Raw genomic sequence first — 15311 nt, 5'->3', positions numbered from 1 at the left:
ATGGGGGTCGGCCGCCGGCCCGCGGGCGGCCTGCATCACCGTTGGGTGACCGCAGACCAACCGATAGGTGAACTCCCCCCGCCGCACCCGCCTGGCCAGACGGGAATGATATCGTTCAACCGGATCTTTTCATCGCCGCGGAAATCGGGGAAATGTTATGCCGCTGGCAGGCTACGGCGTCTTGAAAGGCCGGCTACTCGACCGGCGCAGGGAGGGCGGGCACGACAGCCCGCATTACCAGATACACGTCGAGGGTGGTGGCTCTTTCCGAGTCGCCGTAAACGTTCTGTCCGCCCAGCCCCCGTCCGAACTGCTGTACATCGCGGTCGAGGAGTTCCACCATCCGATCCTCGACCGCCTCGTCGACCTGCCCGACGGGTTCACCCCCCTGAAGTCCAGGCCCGGCGGCCTCGCCCTGGACTTCGTCCGGGGCAACCTGTTCGATCGCACCGGGCTGCACGCGCTCCCCCCCGACCGCCCCGGCCCGGACAACGATCTCGCCGACCGCCTCGACCACCACGTCCAGCGTGCGACCGCCGATCCGACCAGCCACATTTACGCCTTCGGCCAGCGATGGGGGCCCGAGCCCACGAAACCAGATAAGATCTTTGGCTTCGTACCCGGCAACGGCGTGCATGACGTCCACATGAACCAGGGCAACAGCGGTCGCTTCATCGCCGACGACGGCAGCTGGCAGGACGGTGCCCTGCTCTTCCACTTCCCCACCGCGGGCCGCTGGACAGCACTGTTCCTGGCCTTCCAGAGCCAGGCCTGGCACACCGACGACACGACCGGCCACACCCTGCGCGCCGTTCCATCAGCCGGACCGGGCGGCCAACCAGCCCCCGGGGAACCCGACCGGCGCCTGCGCATCGTCGCCGCCCTGGTCAACCCCATCGGACCGGCACCGGAAGCCGAGTCCGTCACCCTGCTCAACACCACCCCAGGGCCCGTCGACCTCACCGGTTGGACGATCATCGACAGCGGTCGGCACCGTTTCCCCCTTCCGCCCACCAACCTGCCAGCCGGGGACACCGTGCGGATCCCGCTCGCACCCCCGGTCGGGCTGGGCAACCGGGGCGGCATCATCACCCTGCTTGATCAGGACGGTCTGAAAGTCGACGGCGTCGCCTACACCGCCACCGACGCATCCCGCGAAGGACACACCATCGTCTTCTGACCTCGGATCACCTTTCGGCCTCGGATGGATGTTCTCCACCGCGGGAACCCGCGCTTCGATGATGCTCCGGGCGGGACCCCGGTGGACCGGGTAGGCGGGCCGCAGCAGGTGGTGGCCACCTTCGACACCTACAGCGAGGCCGAGAGGGCCGTCGACCAACTTTCCGACCTTGGTTTCCCGGTGGAGAAGACCGCCATCATCGGCTGCGGCCTGCGCACGGTCGAGCAGGTCACAGGTTGGCTGACCTGGACCTCCGCCGGCCGGCCGGCGCCCAGGCTCACTGCCGGCACGGCCTGCCTGCGCCCAGGCTCATTCCTGGGCCTGGGCTACCGGCAGAAGCCCGGCCCTGCGCCGCTCGGTGTAGCGGACGAACGCAAAGGCGTCCCGGGCCGCCTCGATGCCGTCGTCCGCGAGCCGACCGGCGAACCGCTCCCGGATGGCCGTCTCGACCGCGATGATCGAAACGATTCCGGTCAACGCGGCAAAGCCACCGAGCAGAGCCGTGTTCGGTAGCGGATGCCCCAGCTCGCGCTGGGCGATCTCGCTGGCGGGCATGCTGATCGTCCGCTCGGGCCGGTACCGGGTGAGCCTGGGCAGCCCGAAATCGTCAAGGTCGCGTGCCGAGTCGAGCAGGATGAACCCATCCGCCCCGAGTCCATGGAAAACATCGGAGACGTGCAGCAGCGCCGCGTCCCGGACGATGACCGCATCCGGGAACACGACCGGTTCCCACCCGGGCAATGGATCGTCGTCGATCCGGCAGCAGGCGACCGTAGGGTGGCCGATGTGTTCCGGCCCGCCGGCCATGGATGCCTGTCCGTAGCGACCCTCCGTAACTGCCGCGATGGTCAACAGCTCGGCGATGGTCAGCACGCCCTGACCGCCGAACCCGTGAATTCGTACCGCGAACATGACGGACCTCGTCTCTCCCGACCGGGCTGCTTCGCAATGCTGCTTCGCGACGCTGCTCGCGACGCCCCCGCTGCTCGCGACGCCCCCGTCAGCTGCCAGGGTCCTCTCCGCCAGTGGATCGCGGGCCAGGATCGCCATCGTGCGGTCGTCCCCGTCGACCCCGTGCGCATGGATGGCGAGCTGCGCGAAAAGGCGGTCAAGCAACGTGTCAGGCGAGTCGGTCCCGATCCGGCCGGCGGACAGGGATTCCGTCCCGAACTGTGTGCCGTGCGCGTCGCGCGCCTCGCTGATGCCGTCGGTGTACAGCAGCAGGCGGTCTCCGGCGTCCATGGTCAGCGATCGGGACGACCAGATCTCGCTTCCGGCGAAAAGGTCGGACAGGATGGGCCCGGTCGGGCCGAGCGACCGTGGCTCGCGGGCGCCGCTGCCGCCGCCAGCCGCGGACCCGGGCAGGTGCAGGGCGGGCGGATGCCCGGCGTTGACGTAGACCACCTGGCCTGACCGGGCATCGACGACGGCGAGAAAAGCGGTAGCAAACATTTCCTCGATATCGCCGGGTCCAGCGATATCGTTCACCGTGCGATGCATGGTCGCCTCGGGCTCCTCGCCCGCGAGCAGGTGCCGGCGCATCGCCTCCCGAAACCGTCGCGCGAACCTCGCGGCCTGCTCGCCGTGCCCGGCCGCGTCGCCGACGCAGATGGCGAGCCGGCCGGCGCCGGTATCGACCGCCTCCACCCAGTCTCCGCTCGAACCGGGAGTCGCGGGATGCGACCGCCAGAATACCCCGAGACGATGAGCGTTCTCTCTCACGCCCCCGGTCACACAGGCCGCGAGATCGGTCTCGTCCCAGGATTCTGCAGCCGGAAAGTTGCACACGGACGACCTCCAGAACGGCGCCTCGCGGGGAGAACTCAGTGGCCCTTGACATCTCAGACCCGTGCTCAGGCCTGCACCAACAACAGGTCATTCATTCGACTTCGGTTATCCGCCGAACATCAATATTGACGATCAGATCGGCCCAGCACGCATACTGGCCGACCGCACGCTCCTGCCGGGTCACCCGCAGGACTCGTGCCGGACGCTCGGGACCGGCCTTGACGACCGTCTCCTCGATGAGATGACCATCCGCTGTCATCCATTTCATGTGTCACCGCCTTCCTTGGCGTCGACGCGGGGCCATGGGACCTGATGACACAGCCTGACAACCTGGCGGAATCAGCGACGACGGATCATTGTTCAGTCGTTCACGCGAACCCGACGGGTCAGCCGAACCGAGGGTCAGCGGCCCCGGCCGAACAGCGTGGCCGTGTCCTCGATCGGGTTTCCCTGCCGGTCGTAGACGGCGACGCCCAACGACCTCAGTGTCAACGCGCTGCACCGCAGGTGATGGGCGCACAACAGCACCTCGACCTCATGGGAACGCGTGTCACCGGGGACAAATATCGCCTGCGCCACCGGTTCGGAGGGGCAGCAGCAGGACCGACTGCCCGGTTCGATCGCCCGGTACGGTCGGTGCGTGCCCGCGGCCGCTGTGCCGTTCTCCGCGGCTGACGTCGGAGCCGGCATCGAGCGGGACAGGCGAAGGGCGGGGAGATTCACGGGAAGGTTCATGAGTCAACCATCCCGTGGCTGCCGCCTGGTCACATGGGCCGATCGTCCCCCCTCAGCGGACCAACGGTCTCCCCGCGCAGGGGCGCAGCCCAGCGTCACAGGGGCGCAGCCCAGTGCAGGTGGGTGCCCCCGCCTGCCGGTGTGGTGAGGGTGAAAGATCCGCCGAGCTGCTCGGCCCGGGTCCGGAGGTTGTCCAGCCCGCTGCGCCGGCAGCCGGGACCTATGCCGACACCGTCGTCGATCACGTCGACGACCACCGACTCGCCGGCCACGCCGATACGGAGCTCGACGGTCCCAGCCTGCGAATGCCGCGCCGCGTTGGTCAACGACTCCCGGGCGACAGCGATCACCTGGTCGGCGAGATCGTCACCGATCACGGTTTCGAGCGGTCCGGAGTAGCGGACGGTCGGCGTGAAGCCGAGGGCCGGACGCACGTCCTCGGCGATCCGGTCGATCGCGGCGTGCAGTCGGCTTCGCTTGGACGCGCCGCCGGCACGCAGCTCGAAGATCGACCGCCGGATGTCCTTGATCGTAACGTCAAGGTCCTCGACGTACTGGTTGATGCGCTCGGCGTTCGATGGACGTTCGTACTGGGCGATGTCCTGCAGGCCGAGCGCAACGGCGAACATCCGCTGGATGACGTGGTCATGCAGGTCACGGGCGATGCGACCACGGTCGGCCAGGACCACCAACCGCTCCCGGTCGGCCTTGACCCGCGCCAGTTCCAGAGTGATCGCAACGTTGCCCGCGAAGCTCGCGCCACTGGCGAGATCGGTGTCGCTGAAGGGACGCTTCCCCCGGTTCCGACCGACAAGCAGCACTCCGGACACGTGGTCGGTACCGGCGACCATCGGGAGGACGATCAGGGGGCCGGTGGCGGCGTCCCGTTCCTCGGGGAGGGCGTCAAGCTGCGCATCCTCCACGCGCAACGGCTGTTGCTCGGCCATCACCCGACCGGTGAGGGTGCCGTCGAGAGGTATCCGCTGACCGGCGCCGGAAACGGTGTCCGCTCCGACCGTGACGGCGACCCGCGCGCTGCCAGCCTCCTCGTCGCGCAGGACGATGGAGACGAACTCCGCGTCGGCGACCGTGCGGACGCGTTCCGCAACAGACTCGAGAGCGCCGTCGGCATCGGCCATGATCTGGCGGGTCACGTCGGCGGACGCGCTCATCCACCGGTGCCGCTGCTGGGTGTCGTGGAACAGCCGGGCGTTCTCGATCGCGACACCGGCGCTGGCGGCCAAGGCGAGCGCGAGTTCCTCGTCCTCGGCGGTAAAGGCCGTGCCGCCGCGTTTCTCGGTCAGATAGAGGTTGCCGAACACCTCGCCGCGCACGGTGATAGGTACGCCGAGGAAGGTCCTCATCGGCGGATGGCCGGGGGGAAAGCCATACGCACTCGGGTCACGGGAGATGTCGTCGAGGCGACGCGGCCGAGGATCATCGATCAGTAGACCGAGCACCCCGTGGCCGGTGGGCAGATGACCGATTCGGTCGACGTCCCGCGGGTCCATGCCGGCGTGGACGAACTCCTCCAGGGTGCGGTCCGGCGCGACGACGCCCAGCGCCCCGTACCGGGCGTCCAGCAGCTCGCACGCCGCCTCCACGATGTGCCGGAGCAGCACCGGCAGCCGCAGGTCCGTGGCGATGGCCCGGCTCGCCGCCAGCAGCCCGCGCAACCGGCTCTGCGTGGCCAGCACATCCTGGGCCCGGTCAACCAGCTGCGTCAGCAGTTCATCGAGTTCGAGCCGCGCGACGAGCGGGAAAGTCAGGTTCTCGCCCGTCGGTGAGCCCGTCGAAGAGACCGACGAAGGGTCCGTTCCCGCCCGCTTCTGGTTGGCTGCGGACCCAGTTTCCATGCCCACGCCCGAACAGTACTAGAACCGGTTCGGTTGCCGCGGATGCATTGGCGATCCCCATCAGCTGTCGATGCGTTACCCGCGCTCGGCGGTGGCCGCTCCCGGGCCATCCGGTCTTCCCCGAAACACCCAGAGCACCCGAAGCACCCGAAGCACCCGAAGCACTGCGGAACATCGCTTCGCGTGCCGATCAGGCCGCGGCGCGGCGGGCGTTGTGCAGCGACTCGGCGATGGCCACCGCCGTATAGATGATCTTGGCTTCCGGCCAGGGTTCGATCCGGGAGACGGTGTCGGCGAGACGGCCAAGGCCGACGGACCCTGTGGCGCTGGTTGCCGCGGAACGCCGGTCGGTACGGGTTGCCGCGAGATCGGGCGGGGCCGTGCAGCGCAGTTGCACCAGATCCGCGGAGGCACGGCGAGCGACATCGGCCGCCTGCGCGCGCTGGCTGTGCCGGTTCCACGGTGCGTCGACCACGACGGACTCGCCGCGGCGCAGCGCCGTGCCGGCCTGGCGCAGCAGTTCCTGGTGAACCGCGTCGACGTCGTCGGCCGGTACCCATCCCCCCGCATCTGCCCATCCCCCCGCCGCGAGATCGTGACGGTTGGCCGAGGCCGCCAGGTCCGCCGCGGCGTCGTCGAAGCGGAGCACGGTCCACCGCTCCGTGCCGGCGAGCCCGCCGGCGAGCGTGGACTTCCCGGTGCCGCGCTGGCCGCCGACCAGCACGAGTCGGACCCGGCCCCAGCGCAACCGGGCCAGTGCCAGGTCAGCGAAGGCCCGCGCCTCCGCCGCCGCCGCGTTCTCGCCGGCCGCGACACGCTGGCACGCCGCCTGGCAGCGCCCCAGCGCGGCCAGCGCCCAGTAGAAATCCTCAAGCGACCGAGGATGGGTCTCACCAGCCATCTCACGGTAGTGATCGAGGAAGAGCCGGGCGAGATCGCGGCGTCCGAGCCACTCGAGGTCGACTGCCAGGGCGCAGGCGTCCGCGAGGACGTCGGCCGCCCGCAGCCCGGGTTCGAACTCCAGGCAGTCGAGCACCCTGAGCCCGTCGTCAAGGCAGAAGATGTCCGCGGCGGACAGATCGCCGTGCCCGTCGCGGATCCGCCCGGCCTCGCGCCGCTCCCGCAGGAGCTCGTCGCGGCCGTCGAGGTACCGCACGGCGAGACGGTTCACATGGTCGAGGATGCTGGCGCTCACCGCCGCGCCATGGTCACGCTGTACCCGGGCGAAGCAGGCGTCCCACCGCCCACGCAGGCGGTCCAGGCCACCTGCCTCGGCGATCTGGGACGAGGTCTCACACCGGGCGTGGAAGTCGACCAGCACCCGGGCGAGGGCGCGGATCTCCGCCCTGACCTCGGTGCCACCTTCGGCAAGCGTCGACAGCCGGCGCGCCTCGGGCAGTCGACGCATCACGACCATGTGGTCGCAGGGCTCCCCGTCCGGTCCGATGACATCGGCAACGCCGAGGTAGACGTCGGGCGCGAGGTGACGATTGAGTCTCACCTCGGCCTCGCAGGCGGCCAGCCGTGCCTGCCGGCCGCGGAAATCCACGACACCGAGGTCGACCGGCTTCTTGACTTTGAAGACACGATCTCCAAGGAAGACGAGCACGGACCGCGCCGTCTCGACGACCCTGGCAGGAGGCCCCGGCGCCACCGTCGGCGCCACCGCTGGCGCCGAGGCCGAGGCGCCTCGTTCCGCCGGGAGCGGGTTCACCGTGGTCTTCAGGATCATGGCACAAGCCTGCCCGCGTCTCGGCGGCCGCGGCAGCATGCTCGGGTCGTGCGTGGAGAGAACGAAGGTCCGTCCTACCTGGGACCAACGTCCCCACCGTCCCCCACCGTCCCCCACCTCCGAGCGCAGCCGCGGTGGCTGGCAGACACCCGTCGACACCGGGCCAAGGACCGGTCCAAGGGTCGAAGGTCCCGAACCCGGCATCCATTTCACAGCGTGGCGGCTCCGAGGACGGCGCCGTATCCTCCTCCGCATGAAGACGATCCGGGTATTCATTCTCGACGACCACGAAATCGTGCGTAACGGTCTACGGCAGACCCTCGATCGCCACGACGACATCGAGGTGGTCGGCGAGGCCGGACTCGCCGCCGAGGCGATCCGCAGAATTCCGGCGCTCCTGCCCAACGTGGCCGTCCTCGATGGCCGGCTCCCCGACGGAAGCGGCATCGACGTGTGTCGCGACATCCGCTCCGCCCATCCAGACGTCGCCTGCCTCATTCTCACGTCCTATGACGACGACGAGGCCCTGTTCTCCGCCATCATGGCCGGTGCCGCCGGCTACGTCCTGAAGGAGATCCGCGGCAACGACCTGGTGAGCGCCATCCGCACCGTGGCCGCCGGCGGGTCGCTGCTCTCGCCATCGGTCACCCGCCGCGTCCTCGACAGAATGCGCCAAGGGCCCAGGGAAGACCCGACGCTGGCCTCCCTCAGCGCCCGGGAACGCGAAATCCTCCAGCACATCGCCGAAGGTCTCACCAACCGGCAGATAGGTACCCGGATACACCTCTCCGAGAAGACCGTGAAGAACTACGTCTCCAGCATCCTCGAAAAACTCGGCATGACCAGCCGGACCCAGGCCGCCGTCTACGCCCTGAAGAAGACGGGTGAGGACTGAACACCCACACCCGACCATCGACATACCGGACCATCGACATACCGGACCATCGACATACCGGACCATCGACACACCGGAGCATCCCTGTGCCTGAACCGGGTCGAAGGACCCATCCTGGTGGGAGCCAGGTCCCGGATCCGAGCACCGCGGGTCGGATGTCGCATACGCGGGCGAAGGGCACGCTCATCACTGTCGGCAGGACGCCGACGAGGAGGTAGCGATGAGGAAAGCGGAGGAAAGCGACCTCACCGCCGAGGCCCGAGGCGCCACCGAATAGGATCATGCCGTGCCGACAGCACGAACACGCCCCGAGGTTCTGCTCGACGATCTGGTCGACCTCTTTCTGGCCGAGGGATTCCGCACTTTCACGCTCGCGCAGCTCGCCGCGCGGCTGCGCTGTTCCAAGACGACGTTGTATGCCCTCGGGCAGTCCAAGGAGCAGCTTACGGTCAACGCGGTGAGGCACTACTTCCGCCGGGCCACCGCGCAGGTCGAGACCGAGACCGCCGAAGCCGCGTCCTCGGCCGACCGGCTCGTGGCCTACCTGGCGGCGATCGGTCGCGCGCTGCGTCCGGCATCGCCCGCGTTCAGGCTCGACCTCGCGGCGCACCACGTCGCCCGGGAGGTGTATGAGCACAACATCGCCGCGGCCGCCGCGCGTGTCCGTCAGCTCATCGGCGACGGCGTCGCTGCGGGAGAATTCCGCGATGTTCACGCGGCGTTCATCGCCGACACGATCGCCGCGACGATGGAGCGCATCCAGACCGGTCGCGTCCTTGCCGCCACCGGCTTACACGACGCCGATGCCTACGAGGAGCTTGCCTCGCTTGTGCTCGACGGCATTCGCAGCGCCACCGCAGCCGGAACCTAGCCGTCGCCGAAACGCCCTAGCCGTCGCCGAAACGCGGAGCCGGTTGCGGATGGCGGACGCCGTCCAGCTCACGGAACACGCCACGGGCGACGTTGTGCTCGTCGGCGGCAGCCTCGGCCAGTGACAGGACCGGCGCCACGCAGCACTCGGTGTCCTTGAAGAGGACGTGCCACTCGTCGCGCGGACGCTTGGCGAAGGTCTCGGTGAGCTTCGCCCGCATCGCGGGCCACCGAGCCCGATCCAGGTGGTCGCCGTGGAATGCCGGATCGTCTTCGAGGCCAAGCCGCTGGACCAGCGCACGAAAGAACTTCCGCTCCAACGCGCCGACCGCGACATACCCGCCGTCCTGACAGACGTAGGTGTCATAGAACGGGGCGCCGCCGTCCAGCAGGTTGACACCCCTGTCGTCCCGCCATGACCCCTCCGCCAGGAACCCGTGCACCATGCCCGTCAACAGCGCCGCGCCATCGACTATCGAGGCGTCCACGACCTGACCGCGGCCGGTGCCTCGCGCGTGGAACACGCCCGCCAGTACCCCGAAGGCGAGCAGCATGCCGCCCCCGCCGAAGTCACCGAGCATGTTGACCGGCGGCACGGGCCGCTCCCCCGCACGGCCGATGGCGTGCAGGGCGCCGCTGACGGCCAGGTACGTGATGTCGTGGCCGGCGGTGTGGGCGTATGGCCCGTTCTGCCCCCACCCCGTCATCCGACCGTAGACCAGCCGCGGATTGCGGGCCAGGCACTCGCGCGGCCCCAGGCCCAGCCGTTCGGCCACGCCGGGCCGAAAGCCCTCGAGGAACACGTCCGTGTCGGCCACCAGGTCGAGCGCCTGGGCGACCTGGCCGGCGTCCTTGAGGTCGAGCGTCACGGTGCGCCGGCCGCGGTCGAGGACCGGCGACCGCCCCCACGCGCCGGCCGGCCCGGCCGGCCGCTCGACTCTCAGCACGTCCGCGCCAAGATCAGCAAGCATCATGCCGCAGAACGGCGCAGGCCCGATCGCGGCGAGCTCCACCACTCGGAGTCCGTCCAGCGGCATCATCAAGCCTCCAGGGTGACAGCGTCGTCCTGGCCGCCGCCCGAGCAGAGTGCCACGCAGCCGAGGCCGCCACCGAGCTTGCCGGTGGGCGTGCGGGCGGCGCCGAGGGTAACGGTTCTGGGCATGAGGCGATAGTACCGTGATGGTAGTACCGTGTAGAGTACCTCGGTACTTGTAGAGTACCTCGGTACTTAACTAAGTATCTGTCGGAGGGTGGCGAAGCGTCACCAAGCGACAACAGCCTCGCCGCGCAGGGTGACGACCACGCCGGCCCGGCCGGGATCACTCCGCTATGGGCAGCGCGACGGGTAGGGGATCTGCGGGGCGCGCCGCTCCCACTCGGCCTCGCTCATCACGGCCGTCGGATCGGTGCAGGCACGTTTGGCGATATGGGCCGGGTCGATGTCCCACAACCGAGCGGTGTTGTCGTCGCCGGAGGTGGCGGCCAGTGTGCCGTCCGGGCTGAACTGGACGCGCCGCACCGTCGCCGTGTGTCCGAGCAGGCCGCCAACCGGGCGGGGATTGCGCGGGTCGGAGATGTCCCACAGCCGGGCGGCCTTCCGCGCGGTCGTGCCCATCAGGTGCAGGTCGACGCGGAAGGCAACGCTACTCACCCAGTCCGATCGGTCGGTGAAGGTGTATAGCATTTTCGGTTCCGTCGGCGTGGCGATGTCCCACAGCCGGGCGGACCGGTCCGCCGACGTCGATCCGAGGATCCTGCCGTCGGGCCGGAAGGTGAGCCCGAGCACCGCATTCTCGTGCCCGTTGAGGATCGCGAGCGGCGTGGGCCGGGTCGGGGTCGACACGTCCCAGAGCCGGATGGTCCGGTCGTGGCTGCCGGTCGCGAGCATCCTCCCGTCCGGGCTGAACGCCACGGTGTTGACCCAGTCGGTGTGTCCCACGAGGGTGGCCACCAGCCGCGGCTGATGGGGATCGGTGATGTCCCACAACTTGGCGGTGTTGTCGGTGCCGGCGGTAGCCATGGTCTTTCCGCCGACCGCGAAGGCGACGCTGTTGTTGACGTCCCGCAGCACCGCCAGCGACCTGGGCCGCTCGGGCACGGAGATGTCCCAGAGGCGGACAATGTGGTCGTCGGTGGACGTCGACAGCAGCCGCCCGTCCGCGCTGAAGCCGCCCTGCAGAAAGGTGCCGCTGTCCCCCGGGATGACCGCGAGCGGTCTGGTGGCCATGGGGTTGCTGATATCCCAGAGCCGGACGGTGCTGTCGTCGCTTCCCGTCACCAGCATTCTGCCGATGGGGCTGAACCGTACTCCGATCACCCGGTCGGTGTGGCCAACCAGCGTATTGATCTCTACCCCGCCGAAGTTCTCAATCAGGCTGCGCTGGGCCTCCTCCGTGGGCTCGACGCGGTAGGCCGCCAGCGCAAGTTGGCGGGCCAGCTGCGGTTGTGTCGTGCTGGCCGCCGCCGCCTCGCTCGCCAGCCGGCGCGACACCTCGATGCTCTCGGGGACCGAAGCGGGGTCCTTGTGGGTGACGAACATGAGGGTGGCCGTCACCGCTACCGCGACGGCGCAGAGACTGGCCACCAGCGACACCACCGTGCGCCGCTGCCACCGGCCGCGCCGCTGCCGCTGCTGCTTCGGCTCGCCACCCTCGGGGTGACCGCGGCCGGGTGCCGGACGGTCCAGTGGCGACAGGTCCAGCGGCGACAGGATGTCGTCGCTCGGCGGTGGCATCGCCGGGTTGACGGAACCCACGGAACCCACGGAGTCGGACGGTGTCCGCGAGGCTCCGGCGTCCATGCGCGCCGGCGGCTTGACCGGCGGATCCGTGACCACGGTGACGGCGGCCTGTCCAGCTTCGCCTCGCACCGCCTCGTCGACGTTGGACAGGCCGAGGAGGGACTGGTAAAGATCGCTGGCGGTCGGCCGGTCCGCCGGCTCCTTGGACATCGTTTTCGCCACGATCGAACGGAGTCCGTCGGGCAGGCCGTCGATCTTGGGCGCCTCGTGCACCGTTCGATACAGCAGAACCGGGGTCGTCGCCTTGCCGAACGGGCCGATCCCGGTGCCCGCGAACGTCACCACCCCGCCCCAGGCGAAGATGTCCGCGGCCGCCGTGACCAGCACGCCGCGCGCCTGTTCGGGAGCCATGAAGGCGGGGGTGCCGATCAGGCCGGTGGAGGTCGTCAGCGAGGTCGTGGAATCCATCGCGCGCGCGATGCCGAAGTCGATGACCCGCGGACCGAGTCGCGACAGCAGGACGTTCGACGGCTTCAGGTCACGGTGGATCATTCCCGCGGCGTGGATGGCGGTGAGCGCCGCCGCGACCGAGATGGCGAGGCGTTCGAGGTCGGCCTCCGCCATGGGACCGTTGGCGGCGATCGCGTCCGCGAGCGTGGGACCGTCGATGAACTCCGTCACCAGGTACGGGCGATCGGCCTCGACATCGACCTCAAGCACCTCCGCGGTGCAGAATCTGGCGACCCGCTGGGCGACTTCGGCCTCACGACGGAACCTGGCCAGGAACTCGGGCTGCCGCGCGAGGTCGGTACGGACCACCTTGACGGCCACGGGCCGCCCGTCCCGGCTCCTGCCGAGGTAGACGATTCCCATCCCGCCTTGGCCCAGCCTCGCCACGAGCTGGTACGTCCCGACAGTGACGGGGTCACTGTCGAGCAGCGGTGTCGCGCGGGAGTTTGCCACGTCCCACGGAACTGACCCGTCAGGCGTCGTCACGGCAACCGTCGCCGCGCGGTCTGCGAACCCACGGCCGCCCCCTCCCGCCGGAACCCGACCTTCACGCGCACTCATTGCGCACCGCGGCGCCGCACGCATGAGTGCCTACCGTCTCCGTTAGCAGCCGTGGTTCTGACAACCGGCTCACGACGGAATTTGTGCCTGGATTCTAGAGGTGCCTGAAGGCGCGTTCACGGCGCGGCCCACCCCCGAGAGCCCGACGTAGCGCATCGTAATTGAGCAGCAACTTCCCGTTGGCGGTATCGGTCGCGATGGCCCTAGCGACGCCGGGGCCACCGGGTCGCAACGACCCACATGGGCTACCATCAGCATTGATCAAAGGGTACCGGGGGGACCGTGGAGGTCGATCTTGGCGAGGAGTTCCTTGCCGCCGAGCTGGGCGCCGCCGAGCTGGGCGAACAAAGGAGAGACTCTTCCGTCGCGGCCTCGGTGATGCCCCCCAGGGAATATGCGGCGGATCGGATTGCGCCAAGGAACGGTGCCGTCGACGGAGCGCCGGTCCCAGAAGCGCCGGTCCCAGAAGCTCGGAGCGAGTCGCTGCCAAGCCCGCCGTCGGACCGACTGGTGTACGCCTACCTCGGCCGACAGCGTCGCTGGGTACTACTGTGCATGACCGCGTCGTTCACCCTTGCCTCGTTCAGCCTGGTCAAGTTCGCGCTGCTGGCGTCGGCGTTGTGGGTGTTTCTCCTGCTACTCGGGCTCAACACGGTTTGTTCGGCCTTCACGATTGTGGCCACCCAGCACCGGCGGCGCGTAACCAGACAGAGCCATGAGAGCCTGGCCCGCGGCTGGCGGCCGATCTACTACCCCAGCGTCGACATCTTTCTTCCCAGCGCGGGCGAACCTCTCCCGGTGTTGCTCAACACCTATTCACACATCGCCCGGGTCAGGTGGCCGGGGCAGCTACGGGCGTACGTCCTCGACGACAGCGGCCGCCCGGAGGTCGCCGCCGCGGCCGCCGCCCACGGCTTCAGCTACCTGAGCCGGCCGGACCGCGGCCGGATGAAGAAGGCCGGTAACATCCAGTTCGGGTTCGAGCACTCGCGCGGCGACTACATCGCCATCTTCGACGCCGACTTCTGCCCGCGGCCGGACTACCTCTTTCACCTGGCACCGTACCTCGACGACCCGAGCGTCGGTATCGTGCAGAGCCCGCAGCACTTCGATACGAAACGGTCGATGGGCTGGCTGCAGCGGACCGCCGGCGCCACCCAGGAACTCTTCTACCGCTGGGTGCAGCCGTCCCGCGATGCCGTCGGCGTCCCGATCTGCGTCGGAACCAATGCGATCTACCGGCGCGGCAGCTTGCGGAAGGCGGGCGGCTTCGCCCAGATCGAACACAGCGAGGACGTCTTCACCGGTGTCAAGCTGCTGGCGGCGGGCTACACCACCCGCTATGTACCGGTGGTGCTGGCGACTGGCCTGTGCCCGGCCGACCTGGCCGGTTTCATCAACCAGCAGTACCGCTGGTGCAGCGGCTCCATGGCCCTGCTGCGGACCCGTCAGCTACGCCACATCAGACTCGGCTGGAAACAGCGGGTCTGCTTCTGGAGCGGGTTCCTCTACTATATTTCCACCGCGATCAACGTCTTTACCATTAACATTCCTGGCCTGTTGATGGTGTACGTCTACCCGGAGCTGGTGCGGCCCTATAATTTCCTGCCGTTCCTGGCCGCCGCCTGGGTGTGGCTGGTCCTGCTCCCGGCCACCAGCCGCGGTCGATGGCGTTTCGAAGTGCTGCGGGTGCAACTTGTGTACAGCTTCTGCCACGCTGTCGCGATCCTGCACATGGTGCGTGGTCGCACGGCATCCTGGGTGGCGACCGGCTCCGTGCGCAAAAGGGGGAACCCGATGGTCCGCGGCGTGGTTCGGACCGCCTTCTGCTGGCTGCTGCTGACGACGTGCGCGACATGGACCGGCATCGGTCTCGACGTCTGGAGGTTCGGCTGGGGAAACTTTTGGCTCGTGATTCTGTTTCAGCTCGGCCACAGCTATCTGAGCGTCCCGCTCCTGTTCGACCTGAGCCGCCTGCTCGTGGGACGCGGCGACCGGCCGGCACGCAGCCGGCACCGCGCCAGGCAGTCTCAGCCCGACTCCGTGGTCCGGGCATGGACCGGCGGTCCGCGGGCTCACAGCGCGCCGGCTCACAGCGCGCAGGCTCACAGCGCGCCGGTCTCGCCCTCGCACGGCGCTCCACCCGCCAGCGCGGCCCTGCGCCAGGGGTGAAGCGACGTGGAACGTCACGACGACGATCTGGACTTCCCGGCCTCCGAGCACCTGCGCTGGCCCGACGGGCTGGCGATCACCGTCGGCCTGGCGGTCATCGCGTTGCTGGCCACCGGCTGGGTCGACCCGACCGTGCTATGGCACTGATCAGGCCGGGCGGACCGTGGGAACGGTCGGCCTGAGGACCATGAGGACCATGAGGACGACGGACGACGCGGTCACGGACGGCGCGGTCACGGACGACGCGGTCACGGACGACGCGGTCACGGACG

Annotated in this window: 13 protein-coding genes and 1 pseudogene; 6 read left to right on the top strand and 8 right to left on the bottom strand. The window is 69.0% G+C overall.

Annotation, left to right across the window (positions count from 1 at the left end; all coding sequences use genetic code 11):
* Positions 1-157 precede the first annotated feature (157 nt).
* The gene (locus tag AC08OO_RS00915) at positions 158-1180 is read left to right on the top strand and encodes a DUF2278 family protein (RefSeq protein ID WP_476610013.1); all 1023 of its coding nucleotides are present in this window, start codon (positions 158-160) and stop codon (positions 1178-1180) included.
* 24 nt (positions 1181-1204) lie between these two features.
* Positions 1205-1426: pseudogene (locus AC08OO_RS00910) on the top strand (general stress protein); the annotation flags it as partial.
* Between the two features lie 63 nt (positions 1427-1489).
* Here the strand turns inward: AC08OO_RS00910 and AC08OO_RS00905 are convergent.
* The 5 genes from AC08OO_RS00905 to AC08OO_RS00885 form a co-directional block, all read right to left on the bottom strand.
* The gene (locus AC08OO_RS00905; protein WP_476610012.1) at positions 1490-2827 is read right to left on the bottom strand and encodes a 2-oxoacid:acceptor oxidoreductase family protein; all 1338 of its coding nucleotides are present in this window, start codon (positions 2825-2827) and stop codon (positions 1490-1492) included.
* A gap of 232 nt (positions 2828-3059) precedes the next feature.
* Positions 3060-3236, bottom strand: coding sequence for a hypothetical protein (locus AC08OO_RS00900; RefSeq protein ID WP_476608671.1), 177 nt, complete (start codon positions 3234-3236; stop codon positions 3060-3062).
* Between the two features lie 134 nt (positions 3237-3370).
* Entirely contained in the window at positions 3371-3703 is a 333-nt protein-coding gene (locus AC08OO_RS00895; protein ID WP_476610011.1) for a hypothetical protein, read from the bottom strand.
* A gap of 95 nt (positions 3704-3798) precedes the next feature.
* Positions 3799-5559: a sensor histidine kinase gene (locus tag AC08OO_RS00890; RefSeq protein ID WP_476610030.1), complete on the bottom strand. Its 1761-nt coding sequence runs from the start codon at positions 5557-5559 to the stop codon at positions 3799-3801.
* A gap of 190 nt (positions 5560-5749) precedes the next feature.
* Positions 5750-7291, bottom strand: coding sequence for a P-loop nucleotide/nucleoside kinase family protein (locus tag AC08OO_RS00885; RefSeq protein ID WP_476610010.1), 1542 nt, complete (start codon positions 7289-7291; stop codon positions 5750-5752).
* 253 nt (positions 7292-7544) lie between these two features.
* Between AC08OO_RS00885 and AC08OO_RS00880 the strand changes: the two genes are divergently transcribed.
* The gene (locus tag AC08OO_RS00880; RefSeq protein ID WP_476609208.1) at positions 7545-8186 is read left to right on the top strand and encodes a response regulator; all 642 of its coding nucleotides are present in this window, start codon (positions 7545-7547) and stop codon (positions 8184-8186) included.
* Positions 8187-8472: 286 nt separating this feature from the next.
* On the top strand, positions 8473-9057 hold the full coding sequence (locus AC08OO_RS00875) for a TetR/AcrR family transcriptional regulator (RefSeq protein ID WP_476609207.1): 585 nt from the start codon (positions 8473-8475) through the stop codon (positions 9055-9057).
* Between the two features lie 16 nt (positions 9058-9073).
* On the opposite strand, the gene AC08OO_RS00870 is transcribed toward AC08OO_RS00875, so the two are convergent.
* The 3 genes from AC08OO_RS00870 to AC08OO_RS00860 form a co-directional block, all read right to left on the bottom strand.
* Positions 9074-10096, bottom strand: a complete 1023-nt coding sequence (locus tag AC08OO_RS00870) for a CaiB/BaiF CoA transferase family protein (protein ID WP_476609206.1) — start codon at positions 10094-10096, stop codon at positions 9074-9076.
* Positions 10096-10218 carry a hypothetical protein gene (locus tag AC08OO_RS00865; protein ID WP_476609205.1) on the bottom strand — a complete coding sequence of 41 codons (123 nt, stop codon included), beginning with the start codon at positions 10216-10218 and terminating at the stop codon, positions 10096-10098. Before AC08OO_RS00865 ends, AC08OO_RS00870 begins: the two co-directional genes overlap by 1 nt.
* Before the next feature lie 165 nt (positions 10219-10383).
* The gene (locus AC08OO_RS00860; protein ID WP_476609204.1) at positions 10384-12792 is read right to left on the bottom strand and encodes a WD40 repeat domain-containing serine/threonine protein kinase; all 2409 of its coding nucleotides are present in this window, start codon (positions 12790-12792) and stop codon (positions 10384-10386) included.
* A 357-nt stretch (positions 12793-13149) separates the two neighbouring features.
* On the opposite strand from AC08OO_RS00860, the gene AC08OO_RS00855 reads away from it, so the two are divergent.
* Together AC08OO_RS00855 and AC08OO_RS00850 are read left to right on the top strand one after the other, a co-directional pair.
* Complete coding sequence (locus AC08OO_RS00855; protein WP_476609203.1) at positions 13150-15039, top strand: glycosyltransferase family 2 protein; 1890 nt, start codon at positions 13150-13152, stop codon at positions 15037-15039.
* Positions 15040-15045: 6 nt separating this feature from the next.
* A complete protein-coding gene (locus tag AC08OO_RS00850) occupies positions 15046-15186 on the top strand; it encodes a hypothetical protein (RefSeq protein WP_023842071.1) in 141 nt (46 codons plus the stop codon).
* Positions 15187-15311 lie beyond the last annotated feature (125 nt).

The organism is Frankia sp. CeCAU1 (assembly GCF_977971845.1).
The sequence above is the reverse complement of the archived record's forward strand: the minus strand, read 5'-3'. Positions and strand labels throughout refer to the sequence as shown.

Coding starts and splice junctions, on each gene's coding strand:
- AC08OO_RS00915 (WP_476610013.1), top strand. CDS start 158: ATGCCGCTGGCAGGCTACGGCGTCTTGAAAGGCCGGCTACTCGACCGG.
- AC08OO_RS00900 (WP_476608671.1), bottom strand. CDS start 3,236: ATGAAATGGATGACAGCGGATGGTCATCTCATCGAGGAGACGGTCGTC.
- AC08OO_RS00895 (WP_476610011.1), bottom strand. CDS start 3,703: ATGAACCTTCCCGTGAATCTCCCCGCCCTTCGCCTGTCCCGCTCGATG.
- AC08OO_RS00890 (WP_476610030.1), bottom strand. CDS start 5,559: ATGGAAACTGGGTCCGCAGCCAACCAGAAGCGGGCGGGAACGGACCCT.
- AC08OO_RS00885 (WP_476610010.1), bottom strand. CDS start 7,291: ATGATCCTGAAGACCACGGTGAACCCGCTCCCGGCGGAACGAGGCGCC.
- AC08OO_RS00880 (WP_476609208.1), top strand. CDS start 7,545: ATGAAGACGATCCGGGTATTCATTCTCGACGACCACGAAATCGTGCGT.
- AC08OO_RS00870 (WP_476609206.1), bottom strand. CDS start 10,096: ATGATGCCGCTGGACGGACTCCGAGTGGTGGAGCTCGCCGCGATCGGG.
- AC08OO_RS00865 (WP_476609205.1), bottom strand. CDS start 10,218: ATGCCCAGAACCGTTACCCTCGGCGCCGCCCGCACGCCCACCGGCAAG.